Source organism: Microbacterium sp. M28 (assembly GCF_025836995.1).
Lineage (GTDB): Bacteria > Actinomycetota > Actinomycetes > Actinomycetales > Microbacteriaceae > Microbacterium.
The window spans coordinates 2658415-2671753 of record NZ_CP107546.1; the positions used below are offsets into that span (position 1 = coordinate 2658415).

The window sequence follows — 13339 nt, forward strand, 5'->3', positions numbered from 1 at the left end:
CAAGGGCCATGCTCAGTCGAAGAGATACCGCTGCACCGTGGGTCCGACCCTGTCGACGAGGTCATCGATCGACGCCCCGGCCATCGGCGGCAGCTTCAGCACGAAGCGGGTCAGCAGCAGCCCGGCGATCTGCGACGCGACGAGACCGGCGCGCAGCTCGGCATCCGGCACGTCGAGAGTCCGCGCGATCCGCCCGATCAGCTCGCGGGAGAGGAACCCGGCCAGCAACGGCGTCGTGAGCTTGCTGGCCACGGCCGTGCGCATGAGCATCACCCCGCGACGTCGTACATCCGGGTCCTCGAACGCCTCGAGGATGTAGCGAACGAGCCGCTCCCCGACCTCCTCGCGCGGGCCGGCGAGAATCGCCGGCACGTCCATATCAGGGCGCAGGGGCATCCCCACGGCCTCGGCGAAGAGATCGGCCTTCGTGCCGAAGTAGTGGTGCACGAGCGCCGAGTCGACACCCGCGCGTCCCGCGATCGACCGGATCGTCGCGCCGTCGTACCCGCGCTCGGCGAACTCGTCGACCGCCGCCGCGATGATGCGTGCGCGTGCGTCCGACCGCCCTCGCGGCCGTCCGCGGCGCCGCGGTGCGGGGTGCTCGGTCATGCCGATCAGCCTACGCGGCGGTGCGTTCCGCGAACGCGAGAGACTGGAGGTGTGACCACTGCGCCGTTCGACCTGCCGAGAATCGGCCGCGGACTCGCGTTCGCCGCGGCATCCGCCGACCTGCACGCGGCACTCGACCGTCACACCGCCGTCGTCGTCAGTTCACCTCCGGGTACGGGCAAGACGACCCTCGTCCCGCCGATCCTCGCCGGCCGCGTCCGTGGCCGGGTGATCGTGACGCAGCCGCGGCGCGTCGCCGCGCGGGCGGCGGCCCGAAGACTCGCCGGGCTGGACGGGTCGGCACTCGGATCCCGCGTCGGCTTCACCGTCCGCGGCGAGCGCCAGGTGGAGCAGTCCGCGCTGATCGAGTTCGTCACCGCCGGCGTCCTGCTGCGTCGACTGCTCGATGATCCGGGGGTGGAGGGTGTCGGCGCCGTCGTGATCGACGAGGTGCACGAGCGCGCTCTGGAGACGGACCTGCTGATCGGCCTGCTCGGCGAGGTGCGCGAACTGCGCGACGACCTCGTCGTCGTCGCGATGTCGGCGACGCTCGACGCCGAGCGGTTCGCCGCCGTCCTCGGTACGGATGCTTCGCCCGCCCCCGTCGTGACCGAGACGGTTCCCGCGCATCCGCTCGAGGTGCGCTGGGTGCCGAGCCCCGCCCCTCGCCTGGACGAGCGGGGAGTGACGCGGGCATTCCTCGACCATGTCGCGCGTACGACGGTCGATGCGCAACGCGGCATGGTGCGCGCTGATCCGACCGCGGACGCCCTCGTCTTCGCTCCCGGCGCACGCGAGGTCTCCGAGATCGCGCGCCGCATCCGAGAGCTCACCGCCGAGTTCGACGTCCGCGAACTGCACGGCCGGATTCCGGCCGCAGCGCAGGATGCCGTGATCAGCGGTCGCGACAGCGATGAGTCCGCGCGGATCATCGTCACGACGTCACTCGCCGAATCGTCGCTGACCGTTCCCGGTGTCCGGCTCGTCGTCGATACGTGCCTCTCGCGCGCCTCGCAACGGGACGCGGCGCGCCGCATGAGCGGTCTGGTGACGGGCCCGACGTCGCGCGCCTCGGCGACTCAGCGCGCAGGGCGCGCCACTCGAGAAGGGCCGGGCGTCGTGGTGCGGTGCATCGATGAGCGCACTTTCGCCGCCGCCCCCGCGCGCTCCGTCCCGGAGATCGCGACGACCGACCTCACCGACGCGGCACTGCTGCTCGCCTGCTGGGGAGCGCCGGGCGGTGCGGGTCTTCGGCTGGTCGACCCACTCCCCTCCGAAAGTCTGAGCGATGCCGTGGGCGTCCTGCGCGGACTCGGTGCGGTCGATGCCGACGGCCGCACGACCGATGAAGGGCGACGCCTCGCCCGCATCCCGACCGACCCTCGCCTCGCTCGCGCGCTCCGCCACGGCACGGGCATCGCCGGGGCACGCGCCGCCGCCGAAGTCGTCGCCCTGCTGAGCAGCGACCTCCGCATCGCCGACGCCGATGCAGCGGCGGCGCTCTCGACGCTGCGCAGCGGCCGGAGCGCCGACGCGCGGCGGTGGCAGCAGGAGGTGCGTCGCCTCTCGGCGTTCGTGCACGGGCGCGCGGATGCGCGCGCGGACGAGGATCCGACCGGTCTTCTGATCGCACTCGCCTTTCCCGAGCGGATAGCCCGGCGGGTGGATCATTCAGCGGACGGAGCGGTGTTCCTCCTGACGTCGGGAACGCGCGCGGGCATCAGCGGCCCGCTCGCAGGCGCCGAATGGCTCGCCGTGGCCGACGTCGCCCGCGCGCAGGGCCGAGCGGCGGCCGGCACCGGAGCGATCATCCGCTCCGCAGCGATCATCTCGGAGCGCCAGGCGGAGCAGGCCGCTGGTCCTCTGGTCTCGGACCGCGTCGAAGCGCAGTTCTCCGACGGCCGCGTGGCCGCTCGCCGCGAGCGCCGGATCGGTGCGATCGTCCGCTCATCCGTCCCGGTTCGCGTGCGGGCAGACGACGGCGGCAGCGATGCCGTCCGCCGAGCCGTGCAGCAGCAGGGGCTCGAAGTCTTCGCCTGGTCGGACGCGGCGGATGGCCTGCGGCGGCGCCTCGCGCTGCTGCATCGCGAGCTCGGATCCCCGTGGCCGGATGTCGCGGACACCGCGCTCCTGGATGCCCTCGATTCCTGGCTCGGCCCGGAACTGTCGGCACTGGCCACAGGAACGCCGGCCGCGCGTATCGACCTGGCCACGGCGCTGCGACGGCTGCTGCCGTGGCCGGCGGCGAGCGACCTCGACGCTCTGGTCCCCGAACGCCTCGAGGTGCCCAGCGGATCACGGATTCGCCTGGCGTACCCGCCTGTCGATGATGCGACGGCCCTTCCGGTCGTGGCCGTGAAGCTGCAGGAGTGCTTCGGCTGGGCTGAGACGCCGCGACTGGTCGGAGGGCGCGTGCCGGTGCTGTTCCATCTGCTCTCCCCCGGTGGGCGCCCGCTGGCGGTGACCGGCGACCTCGCATCGTTCTGGGCCGGTCCGTACTCGCAGGTGCGTGCCGAGATGCGCGGCCGGTATCCGAAGCATCCATGGCCGGAGGACCCGTGGTCGGCCGAGCCGACCCGCCACACGAAGCGCCGCGCTGCGGGGATCTGACGTCCTCTCAGCCGAGCAGATGCCTCAGATAGCGCGGTGGCGAATCCAGGAACGACCGCCAGTGCCGGACCAGTTCGAGATCCTCCCAGTCCGCCTCGCGGATGCCCCACTCGCCGACTTCGAGGATGCGCGCCCCGGGGAGCGAGGCGAGCACCGGCGAATGCGTCGCGCACAGCACCTGTCCGCCGTCGTCGACGATCCGCTGCAGGACCGTGATCAGCGCCAGTGTGGATTGGAACGACAGCGCCGCCTCCGGCTCGTCGAGACAGTAGAAGCCGGGGTCGCGGAACCGGCTTCCCAGCAGGGCGAGGAACGATTCGCCGTGGCTCATCTCGTGAAACGTCAGGTCCGGCGAACTCATCGAGGGGTTCTCCTCGAGATACGTGTAGAACGAGTGCATCGTCTCGGCTCGGAGGAAGAAACCCCACCGACTCGCGCCGACGCCGCGCTGCAGACGGAGCCAGTCCGACAGCGGCGACTCGGACGGGCGCGTGCTGTGCATCGCCTGCCTCGAGCCGCCTTCCGGCGACAGGCCGTACGCGACCGCCACCCCCTCGACGAGCGTGGACTTGCCGCTTCCGTTCTCGCCGACGAGGAAGGTCACGCCCGCAGCGAGGTCGATCCCCTCGTTCAGCACCTGCGCGACCGCGGGGATGCTCGCCGGCCAGGTGCCATCAGGGGCGGGCGCGTCATCGGCGGGTCGGACCGCCACCACCGGCTGCTCGCGCCTGCGCCGACTCCCCGGCTCCCAGATCGAGTCCATCAGCACTCGATCACGTTGACCGCGAGGCCGCCCTCGCTGGTCTCCTTGTACTTGGTCGACATGTCCAGACCGGTCTGCCGCATCGTCTCGACCACGGCATCCAGCGAGACGTAGTGCTGTCCGTCGCCTCGGAGCGCGAGCCGCGCCGCCGTGACGGCCGTGGATGCCGCGATCGCGTTGCGTTCGATACAAGGGATCTGCACCAGTCCGCCGATCGGGTCGCAGGTCAGCCCCAGATGATGCTCCATCGCGATCTCGGCCGCGTTCTCGATCTGCCTGTTGGTGCCGCCCATGACCGCGGTGAGGCCGCCAGCCGCCATCGCGCAGGCCGAGCCCACCTCGGCCTGGCAGCCGCCCTCCGCACCCGAGATGGAAGCGTTCGCCTTGAACAGCGATCCGAGCGCCGTGGCCGTCAGCAGGAAGCGCCGGATGCCGCGGCGACGGTTCGCCTCGGCGACGGCCTCCTCTCCGAGCGCTTCCGCATCGACCGGCTCTGTGGGCGACTGCAGCAGCGCACTGCCGACCAGCTCGCCGTGCGGGGTCACCGCGTTGCCGGATCCGAGACCCGAGTCGGCGAGGAAACGCCACCAGTACATCGCGACGGCGGGCAGGATGCCGGCGGCGCCGTTGGTCGGCGCCGTGACGACCCGGCCACCCGCTGCGTTCTCCTCGTTCACGGCGAGCGCGAAGGCCCCGAGCCACTCACCGGGGATCTCGCGCCCGCTGTCGGCTTCTGCCGCCTCGAGCTGTGCGCGGATCGCCGCGGCGCGGCGCTTCACCTTGAGGATGCCAGGCAGCACCCCGTCCGCGTGCAGGCCCGCATCCACACAACCGGCCATCGCATCCCAGATCGCGTCGAGACCGGCGGCGACCTCGGCTTCCGGGCGCAGTGCCGTCTCGTTGCGCCGCGCGACCTCGGCGATGGTCAGTCCGTGCTCGTCGCACAGTGCGAGCAGTCCGGCGGCATCGCGGTACGCGAACGGCAGCTCGCTCCTGGCGATCTGCGCGTCCTCGCCGTCGCGACGGATGAATCCGCCCCCGACCGAGTAGTAGGTCTCCTCGGCGATCACCACGGCATCCGCGTCGTGCGCGACGATCGTCATGGCGTTCGGATGCCCCGGCAGGCGGGTCCGCGGAGCGAACTCGATGTCCTCCTTGCGGAAAGCGATCGGGTTCACGCCGCCGAGCAGCAGAGGCGCGCCTTCGGGATACGAAGCCCATGCCTGGCGCACCTGCGCCGGGTCGCACGTCTCCGGGCTCAGTCCGCGCAGACCCGCCACGACGGCATCCGGAGTGCCGTGCCCGATGCCGGTCGCTCCGAGCGACCCGTACAGCGTGCACGTGACGCGCGCGACGGCATCCAGCGGAGTGCGGCGGACGAAGTCGAGAGCCGCACGCATCGGCCCGACCGTGTGAGAGCTCGACGGCCCCACACCGATGGAGAAGAGGTCGAAGGCGGAGACGTACGCAGACACGTGTCCAGGCTACGCCGACGATCATGAAGCGGAGCACCAAAGCGAAAACCCCCGTCGCTTGCGCGACGAGGGTTTCCGTACTGTCTCAACACAGTGTGCGCCCGAAGGGACTCGAACCCCTAACCTTCTGATCCGTAGTCAGATGCTCTATCCATTGAGCTACGGGCGCATGGCCTGTTCCGCAGAACGCTTTCCGGGCCGTCGACAAGAATACATGAGGATTCCCGCCGGAGCGAATCGAGGTCAGGCCGACTCGGACTCGCGCTTGCGGCGTGCACGCTGCTCCGACGAGAGAGCTTGCAGATCGACGAGACGCAGTGCCTGCATCCGCGCTTCGCGCATGGTCTCGTAGTCGGGATCCTGATCCGGACGCATGCCCTCGACCCGCAGCCGACGGTCGAGGTTGTGGCGTACGTCGGCCCAGGCGGCCGAGCGCGCCTCCTCGACGAGAGCGCGCATCTTCTCGTCGTCCTCGGCCATGGCGCGCAACCGCGTCGCCACCCCCGTCGATTGCCGCGCGCGCCGACGGAGATTGCGCACGTCGCGGTCGCGGTAGTCGTGGGTTCCGGAGGGATCCGAGTGCCTGCCCCTGGCGCGCTTGCGGAGCTGGGTCACGAGAGCCGCGGCATCCTCGGACTCCTTCGCCATCGCCAGCAGCGCCTCGCGCGCGTCCTGGAGGTAACGATCCGTGTCGAACACGCCGCCCTGGGCGATGGTCCCGACCAGGATGTGATTCTTCACAGCCAGCCGCGTGGCGGCCGTGGCGATCGCCACGCCTTCCGCGATGGCATCCCCTGTGCGACCCACGTCGACCTCCTTCCTGAAATCGTACCGGCCCGGCGTCACCGCACGGCGCCGACCCAGATGCCGGATGCCCAGGCCTGCTGAGCCGGATCGCACCCCACGGACCCCGGATACCCGCGCACGACCGCCATGCAGTTGGCCAGGAACTCCGGATCGCCGCCGAACATGTCCCGATAGGCGCGCGAATCGTTCAGCGTCCCCCACACGCGGAACTGGTGGATGTGCGCGAGCTCGTGCGCCATCGCCCAGTTCAGCCGGCCCTCGCTCCACGTCGCGACGTCGGCACGGTACTTGATGAACCCGTCGCTGTTCGCGCACGCGGGCGCCGTGCCGCCGGCGCACGACGACGACTCGAACAGGCCGACCCCGCCGCCGCCGACGAGGTCCAGCGCCGCGCGCACCCTGGCGTACCCGTCCGGTCCGCTCGCCGCCCACGACGCTCCCGTGGCGGATGAGGATGCCACCTGCCCCCGATCCCAGGCAGCCACGTCCTGATCCACCTTCGTGGTCAGCGCCTGGATCGTCGCGGTCGCCGCGGCGATCGTCTCCGGGGCGCGGCGCTCGGCGAGGACGGTCTGCTGGGCCGATACGGCGGCGACCCGCTCATCGCTGACGTCCACCTTGCCCTGCGCGTTCTCGAACGCGGCGGCCAGGGCGGTGAGCTGGTCGACGAACGCGGGGCGCGCGTCGGCCAGCGCCTGAAGCGCGTCCCGCTGGTCCTCCGCCAACGCGATCGTGCCGCTGAGGTAATGCGTGCGATCTTCGGCGGCATCCGCCTGCGCGGCCACCTCGCCGGCCTGAGCGAGCAGCTCCTCGCGCTGCCCCTCCAGCTCGGCGGCCCTGGCCGAGAGCCCCGCCCCCAGCAGCACCCCGGCGGCCACCGCGACCGCGATGACGCGTCGCAGCTTCACTCGAGGAACCCCTCGGTGTCGGCCAGCCGCTCTTCGAGCTCCGCGACCGCGAGACGCAGCGGCGCGAGCTCCTCCGCCAGCTCTCGGTTGGCCGCGCGTGCCGAATCGAGCCGCGCTCCGGCATCCTCCAGCTGAGTCCGCGCCTGATCCACGGCGTCCTGACGCTGCTGGTCCGCCAGCACCACCGCGCCTGCCCCGGCGAGGAGCAGCACCCCACCGAGCACGAACGAGAGGATACGCATCGCGGTGCCCGTCTCAGTCCGGCGACCGGGACGGTTCGCGCAGCCGGCGCTCGGCCGCATCCCGCCCGCGGGCGAGATGACGCGGCAGCACGTCCCGGACCAGCGGCACATCCCGCGCTTCGATCGCCGCGAAGAGCGCCTCGTGATCGGCCAGCATCTCGGCGAGGTTCTCGTACTGACCGAACAGCCACCGCAGCCGCGTCGTGAAGACGGCGACGAGTTCCCTCAGCATGTCGTTGTCCGCCATCGTCGTCGCGGTTTCGTGGAACTCGCCCGCTGCGGCACGCGCCGCGAGGACGTCGCCCTCCGCGACCGCGGCCCGCTCCTGCTCGAGTGCGGCCCTCATCCTGGCGATGCCGCTCTCGTCGTGACGCGCGGCCGCGAACTCGAAGATCAGCGTCTCGAGCGCCTCGCGCACTTCGGCGAAGTCCTGGATGTCGCGCTCGCTGAACTCGCGGACCACCGCCCACGACCGCGGGCGTGCGACGACGATGCCCTCGCCGACCAGTGCGCGGATCGCCTCGCGAACGGGCAACCGGGAGACGTTCAGCTCGGCGGCGATGTCGCGCTCGATCAGGCGGGATCCGGGGGCGCGGCGTCCGAGCATGATGTCGTTGCGGAGCAGACGCGTCACGCGCGCCGATTCCAGCTCTGCACCCCCCGCCCCCGCCATGGATGGATTCTCCCACCTGACCGGGGATTGCACCACTCTGGTATCCCAGAGCGGGCTCGAGGCGTCAGACCGCGGTGAGTCGTCCGTTCGGGAGGATGCCGATCGCCACCGGCAGCCCGCGCTGATTCGACCACTCGCTCCACGAACCCGGATAGACCACGGCGCGGATTCCGGCTCGGTCGAGCGCGAGCGCCGTGTGCATGGCCGCGACACCGGAACCGCAGTAGACAGCCACCTCGGTGTCCGGCCGCACCCCGACGCTGGCGAAGACGCGACGCAGGGCGTCCGGATGCCGCAGACGCCCGTCCCCGTCGACGACAGCCATAGCGGGCAGATTGATCGCACCAGGGATGTGCCCGCCGACCGGATCCAGTGAGGTCTGCGCGCCGCTGTACTGCTCCGGCGTGCGGACATCGAGCAGGATGCCGGAGCGGGCGAACGCCTCGATCTCCTCCCGTCCGATCTGGCCCTCCTCCGAGGCCGTGAGCACGACATCGCCCTGCTCGGGCAGAACGTCCCCCGACTCCAGCGGCAGCCCTTCGGCGACCCATGCCCTGATACCTCCGTCCAGCACCCGAACGTCGACGCCTGCGCGGCGCAGCAGCCACCACAGCCGAGCGGCCGCCACTGAGCGGTTGTCGTCGTACGCGACGGCGATGTCCTCGTCGTGCAGGCCCCACCCTCGGGCGGCGACCTGCAGGGTCTCGATCGCGGGCAGCGGATGCCTCCCCCGCTCCGGCTGCCCGCGGTCGGCGAGTTCGTGTTCGAGGTCGACGTACACGGCACCGGGGAGGTGGGCGCTGACGTACTCGGGCCGCCCCTCCGGACGGTCCAAGCGCCAGCGCACGTCGAGGATCCGCACGGTCGGACCCTCACCGTGTTCGGCGCGTCGCTGAAGATGGATCAGCTGCGCCGGGCTGACGAGATTGCTCATGGCCCCATGATCCGCGTGCCGGCTCGGGCCGTCACGGGACGGTGACACCGCGCTTCACGTGACGACACACGGCGTCATACGGCATCGGCCGTTCGCGACAGCATCTGGAACTCGCACCCCCGTTACTGCGATACTCGCCTCATATCGCCGATGACAGGCTCGCCACTCACCGGCAGCGAGGAGCGGGCATGGAAGAGAGCACGGCGACCCGTGGGGCGACACGCAGATGGATCCAAACCGTGTCCGGGCCGGGATCCGGCTGGCGCACCGGCTATTGGCTGGTCCTCGTTCTGCTCGTCATCTCCTACGGACTCTGCGCGGCTGAGCCTACGACGGACCCGAGCGCGATCGCGTTCCTCGTCCAGCTCGTGACGGTCGCTGTCACCCTTCGGATCACGGGTGCCGCCAGAATCGTCCAGAGGATAGCCTGGCTCGTGCTCAGCGTCGCAGGCCTGGCTGCGGTCGGTACGCAGCTTCTCGATACGCGCGGCCATGCCCTCGACATCGGACTCGCGGCGGCATCGGCCATCGCGTTCCTCATCGCGCCCGCGGCGATCATCGCGCACCAGGTGCATCGCCGCGGTCTCGATCTCGAAGCACTGCTGGCCGCTCTGACCGCCTACGCCCTGGTAGGGATGTTCTTCACTTTCGTCTACAACCTGATCGGTCTCGCTGGGGGCGGCCCGATCTTCGGTGACGCGAGTCCCGATTCGCTGTCGGCGCAGTTGTTCTTCTCCTTCACGACCCTCACGACGACCGGCTTCGGAAACATCGTGCCGGCCGGTCCCGGTGTGCAGACCATCGCCGTCGCCGAGGCGATCACCGGCCAGCTCTTCCTCATCACGGCCGTCGCCCGGATCATGCGAGGAACGCGGACGCCGGCGGACATCGCAGCACCCGACCCCCGGCCCACGTCGCCGAAGGAGAGCGCACCGTGAAGAGATGGAATGTCGTCATCGTGCTCGGTCTCGCGCAGTTCGTCATGGTTCTGGACGGAACGGTGATGAACGTCTCGATCTCCACTGTCGTCGCTGACCTCGGCACGAGCGTGGCGGCCATGCAGGCTGCCATCACCTTCTACACGCTGACGATGGCGGCATTCATGCTGCTCGGCGCAAAGCTCGGGGACGTGTGGGGCAGACGCCGTGCCTTCGTGATCGGATCCTGTGTGTACGCGATCGGTTCGCTCATCACGGCGGTGAGTCCCAACGTGCAGACGCTCTTCCTCGGCTGGTCGATCGTCGAAGGTCTGGGTGCCGTCCTCGTGATCCCCGCGATCGCCGCACTCGTGGCGGACAACTACCGCGGGAGCGATCGCGTCACCGCGTTCGCGGCCATCGGGGCGGTCTCGGGTGCCGCCGTCGCGGCCGGTCCACTCATCGGCGGATTCGTGACCACGTACTTCGACTGGCGCTACGTCTTCGTCGCCGAGGTCGTCATCATGATCATCGTCGTACTGTTCGCGCGCATCATCACCGACGCGACCGAACGTCAGACCATGCGAATCGATCTTCTCAGCATCCTGCTGTCCTCCGCAGGCCTCGTCCTCGTCGTGTTCGGCATGCTGCAGAGCAAGTCCTGGGGCTGGGTCCTACCGCTGCACCTGCCCGTGATCGCCGGGGTCCCGATCGCTCCACTCGGGATCTCGCTGACCACGTGGTTCCTCGGCGCGGGCTGCGCGCTCATCGCGCTGTTCGTCGGACGTCAACGCCGCCTGGTCGCGCGCGGCGGATCGCCGCTTCTGCACGTGGAGCTGTTCTCCCTGACGCCGCTGCGCAGCGGGCTCGCCGTGCTCGGCGCGCAGTACGCCGTCACTGCCGGACTCTTCTTCATGGTGCCGGTGTACCTGCAGATGACCCTGGGACTAGATGCGCTCGAGACCGGGGTCAAGATCTTCCCGCTGTCGATCTCGCTGATCCTGTTCTCCATCGTCGGCACGCGGTTGTCCACGCGATGGTCTCCCAGACGCATCGTACGAATCGGGCAGCTCGTTCTCCTGGGCAGTGCCTTTCTGCTGCTCGGCGCCGCCACTGAGGATCTGCGCAGCGCAATGTTCGCGCTCGGCATGTTCCTGGCGGGCAGCGCATTGGGGCTGTTGGCCTCCCAACTCGGCAACGTCAACATGTCGAGCGTCACGGAGCAGCAGACCAGCGAAGTCGGCGGGCTGCAGGGAGTATTCCAGAACCTCGGCTCGTCGCTCGGCACCGCGCTCATCGGTTCGGTGCTGATCGGAGCATTGTCGACGTCCTTCACATCGAGCGTGGCAGCCAGCAGTCTCCCGGAAGAGACCAGGACGGTCGTCTACGCCGCGACTGAGGCCGGTGTCACCATCGTGCCCGCCGCTGAGGTCGACGATCTGGCGAAGAACGCCGGCCTGGATGACGCCGACGCCGCAGCGCTGTCAGAGATCTACCGCGAGTCGCAGCTGGCGTCACTGCGCGTGGCCTTCGTGGGGCTGATCGCGATCAGCGCGCTGTCTTTGCTGTTCTCCCGGGGCATACCCGCGGACCGACCCGTGCAACGCCGACGCGATCCGGTCGCCACCGGGTAGGCGGACTCAGGCGTCGAGCTTGCGCAGCGCGTCCTCCGCCGCCACCCAGGCGAGCATGGCGCACTTCACGCGGGCGACGTATCGCGAGACGCCGCCGAGGGCCGCGGCGTCGCCGAGCAGTTCGGGGTCGGGTTCGATCTTGCCGCGCGAGCGCATCGCCTCCCTGAACACGTCGATGCGCCGCTCGACGTCCGCCTGCGGCATCCCCTCGACCAACTCGGCGAACAGCGATGCAGAGGCCTGCGAGATCGCGCAGCCGTGCCCCTCCCAGGCCACGGCCTCGATCGTGCCGTCGTCCGCGCGGTGCACCTGCAGGGTGATCTCGTCGCCGCAGGTCGGGTTGACCTGGTGCGACTGCGACGGGACCGCATCGCGCAGCCCGTATCCGTGCGGCGTGCGCGAATGGTCGAGGATGAGCTCTTGGTACAGGTTCTGCAGATCGGATGAACTCATCGGACCCTCCGGAAGAAGTCGATGGCCGCGGTGACGCCGTCGATCACGGCGTCCACATCGTCGGTCGTGTTGTAGAGATAGGTGCTCGCCCTCGTCGAGGACGTGACCCCGAGGCGGCGGTGCAGCGGCTGGGCGCAGTGATGCCCCACACGGACCGCGATGCCGCGGTCGTCGAGGAACTGGCCGAGGTCGTGCGAGTGGATGCCGGTGACGTCGATGCTCGCGAGACCCACACGCGGCAGGTCGATGCCGGCGCCCAGGACGCGCACCCCGTCGATCGCGCCCAGCCCGTCGACCAGACGGTGGCCGAGCTCGGACTCGTGGGCGGCGATCCTCGGCATCCCCACCCCGTCGAGGTAGCGCACGGCCGCGGCGAGCGCGATCGCCTGCGAGACGCGCTGCGTGCCGGCCTCGAAGCGCTGCGGCGGTGGCAGGTACTCCGCATCGGTCGTCGACACGGTGGTGATCATGGAGCCGCCCGTGAGGAACGGCGGCATCGCCTCGAGCAGCGATCGCCGGCCGTACAGAGCGCCGATCCCGGTCGGGCCGAGCATCTTGTGCCCCGAGAACACGGCGAAGTCGACATCCAGGGCCCGCACGTCGACGGGCAGGTGCGGCACGGACTGGCAGGCGTCCAGCAGGAGCAGCGCTCCCACTTCGTGCGCTGCTGCGACCAACCGTTCGATGGGGTTCACCACGCCGAGCACGTTGGAGACGTGGGTGACGGCGACGAGCCGGGTGCGCTCGGTGATGTACTCGTCGAGCTCATCGAGCCGCAGTGCGCCGTCGTCGTCGACGGGGATGACGCGCAGGTTCGCCCCCGTGCGCGCTGCGAGCTCCTGCCACGGGATGAGATTCGCGTGGTGCTCCATCTCGGTCGTGACGATCTCGTCGCCGCGACCGATCCGCAGCGGTTCGGCCGCCGCTCCCCCTCGCCCGACGGACGCGTTCGAGATCGCGTATGCGACGAGGTTGACGGCTTCGGTCGCGTTAGATGTCCACACCAGTTCGCCCTCGTCGGCGCCGATGAAACCCGCGACGGTGGCACGGGCGTCCTCGAAGAGCTCGGTGGCCTCGGCCGCGAGCGTGTGCGCCCCTCGGTGCACGGCGGCGTTCAGGCTCAGCAGGTAGTCGCGCTCCGCGTCCAGCACCGCCAGCGGGCGCTGCGACGTGGCACCCGAGTCGAGGTAGACGAGCGGGTGCGCATTGACCTCGGTGCCGAGGATCGGGAAATCCGCCGCGATCCGTCGCACTTCGGCATCGGTCAGCGCGTCCGCGTCGGTGGTCGAGAAGCTCATCCTTCTAGCTTCTCAC

At 70.1% G+C, this 13339-nt stretch carries 13 protein-coding genes and 1 tRNA gene; 3 read left to right on the forward strand and 11 right to left on the reverse strand.

What is annotated here, in order from left to right; translation table 11 throughout:
• Positions 1-12 precede the first annotated feature (12 nt).
• Positions 13-609, reverse strand: a complete 597-nt coding sequence (locus OED01_RS12980; RefSeq protein WP_264155701.1) for a TetR/AcrR family transcriptional regulator — start codon at positions 607-609, stop codon at positions 13-15.
• A 51-nt stretch (positions 610-660) separates the two neighbouring features.
• Between OED01_RS12980 and hrpB the strand changes: the two genes are divergently transcribed.
• Positions 661-3219, forward strand: coding sequence for an ATP-dependent helicase HrpB (gene hrpB / locus OED01_RS12985; RefSeq protein WP_264155702.1), 2559 nt, complete (start codon positions 661-663; stop codon positions 3217-3219).
• Positions 3220-3226: 7 nt separating this feature from the next.
• Here the strand turns inward: hrpB and OED01_RS12990 are convergent, their stop codons facing one another.
• The 8 genes from OED01_RS12990 to OED01_RS13025 all read right to left on the reverse strand — a co-directional run bounded on the left by OED01_RS12990 (position 3227) and on the right by OED01_RS13025 (position 9021).
• A complete protein-coding gene (locus tag OED01_RS12990) occupies positions 3227-3982 on the reverse strand; it encodes an AAA family ATPase (RefSeq protein WP_264155703.1) in 756 nt (251 codons plus the stop codon).
• Positions 3982-5457: an L-serine ammonia-lyase, iron-sulfur-dependent, subunit alpha gene (locus tag OED01_RS12995; protein ID WP_264155704.1), complete on the reverse strand. Its 1476-nt coding sequence runs from the start codon at positions 5455-5457 to the stop codon at positions 3982-3984. Before OED01_RS12995 ends, OED01_RS12990 begins: the two co-directional genes overlap by 1 nt.
• Positions 5458-5553: 96 nt before the next feature.
• Positions 5554-5626: transfer RNA gene (locus tag OED01_RS13000), tRNA-Arg, on the reverse strand.
• A 74-nt stretch (positions 5627-5700) separates the two neighbouring features.
• The gene (locus OED01_RS13005) at positions 5701-6264 is read right to left on the reverse strand and encodes an asparagine synthase (protein WP_264155705.1); all 564 of its coding nucleotides are present in this window, start codon (positions 6262-6264) and stop codon (positions 5701-5703) included.
• Positions 6265-6299: 35 nt separating this feature from the next.
• On the reverse strand, positions 6300-7172 hold the full coding sequence (locus OED01_RS13010) for a hypothetical protein (protein ID WP_264155706.1): 873 nt from the start codon (positions 7170-7172) through the stop codon (positions 6300-6302).
• On the reverse strand, positions 7169-7414 hold the full coding sequence (locus OED01_RS13015; RefSeq protein ID WP_264155707.1) for a hypothetical protein: 246 nt from the start codon (positions 7412-7414) through the stop codon (positions 7169-7171). Before OED01_RS13015 ends, OED01_RS13010 begins: the two co-directional genes overlap by 4 nt.
• 13 nt (positions 7415-7427) lie before the next feature.
• Entirely contained in the window at positions 7428-8087 is a 660-nt protein-coding gene (locus OED01_RS13020) for a GntR family transcriptional regulator (RefSeq protein WP_264155708.1), read from the reverse strand.
• Positions 8088-8151: 64 nt separating this feature from the next.
• Positions 8152-9021 (reverse strand): sulfurtransferase, encoded by an 870-nt coding sequence (locus OED01_RS13025; RefSeq protein ID WP_264155709.1) that lies wholly within the window; start codon positions 9019-9021, stop codon positions 8152-8154.
• Between the two features lie 188 nt (positions 9022-9209).
• Here OED01_RS13025 and OED01_RS13030 point away from each other — a divergent pair, with 188 nt between their 5' ends.
• On the forward strand, positions 9210-9959 hold the full coding sequence (locus OED01_RS13030; RefSeq protein WP_264155710.1) for an ion channel: 750 nt from the start codon (positions 9210-9212) through the stop codon (positions 9957-9959).
• Positions 9956-11572 (forward strand): MFS transporter, encoded by a 1617-nt coding sequence (locus tag OED01_RS13035; protein WP_264155711.1) that lies wholly within the window; start codon positions 9956-9958, stop codon positions 11570-11572. Before OED01_RS13030 ends, OED01_RS13035 begins: the two co-directional genes overlap by 4 nt.
• 6 nt (positions 11573-11578) lie before the next feature.
• Here OED01_RS13035 and sufU read toward each other — a convergent pair whose 3' ends face one another.
• Together sufU and OED01_RS13045 are read right to left on the reverse strand one after the other, a co-directional pair.
• Complete coding sequence (gene sufU / locus OED01_RS13040; RefSeq protein WP_264155712.1) at positions 11579-12025, reverse strand: Fe-S cluster assembly sulfur transfer protein SufU; 447 nt, start codon at positions 12023-12025, stop codon at positions 11579-11581.
• Positions 12022-13323 carry a SufS family cysteine desulfurase gene (locus tag OED01_RS13045; RefSeq protein ID WP_264155713.1) on the reverse strand — a complete coding sequence of 434 codons (1302 nt, stop codon included), beginning with the start codon at positions 13321-13323 and terminating at the stop codon, positions 12022-12024. The genes sufU and OED01_RS13045 overlap by 4 nt, the downstream gene beginning before the upstream one ends.
• Positions 13324-13339: the final 16 nt, after the last annotated feature.

Coding starts and splice junctions, on each gene's coding strand:
- OED01_RS12980 (WP_264155701.1), bottom strand. CDS start 609: ATGACCGAGCACCCCGCACCGCGGCGCCGCGGACGGCCGCGAGGGCGG.
- OED01_RS12990 (WP_264155703.1), bottom strand. CDS start 3,982: ATGGACTCGATCTGGGAGCCGGGGAGTCGGCGCAGGCGCGAGCAGCCG.
- OED01_RS13015 (WP_264155707.1), bottom strand. CDS start 7,414: ATGCGTATCCTCTCGTTCGTGCTCGGTGGGGTGCTGCTCCTCGCCGGG.
- OED01_RS13020 (WP_264155708.1), bottom strand. CDS start 8,087: ATGGCGGGGGCGGGGGGTGCAGAGCTGGAATCGGCGCGCGTGACGCGT.
- OED01_RS13025 (WP_264155709.1), bottom strand. CDS start 9,021: ATGAGCAATCTCGTCAGCCCGGCGCAGCTGATCCATCTTCAGCGACGC.
- OED01_RS13030 (WP_264155710.1), top strand. CDS start 9,210: ATGGAAGAGAGCACGGCGACCCGTGGGGCGACACGCAGATGGATCCAA.
- sufU (WP_264155712.1), bottom strand. CDS start 12,025: ATGAGTTCATCCGATCTGCAGAACCTGTACCAAGAGCTCATCCTCGAC.
- OED01_RS13045 (WP_264155713.1), bottom strand. CDS start 13,323: ATGAGCTTCTCGACCACCGACGCGGACGCGCTGACCGATGCCGAAGTG.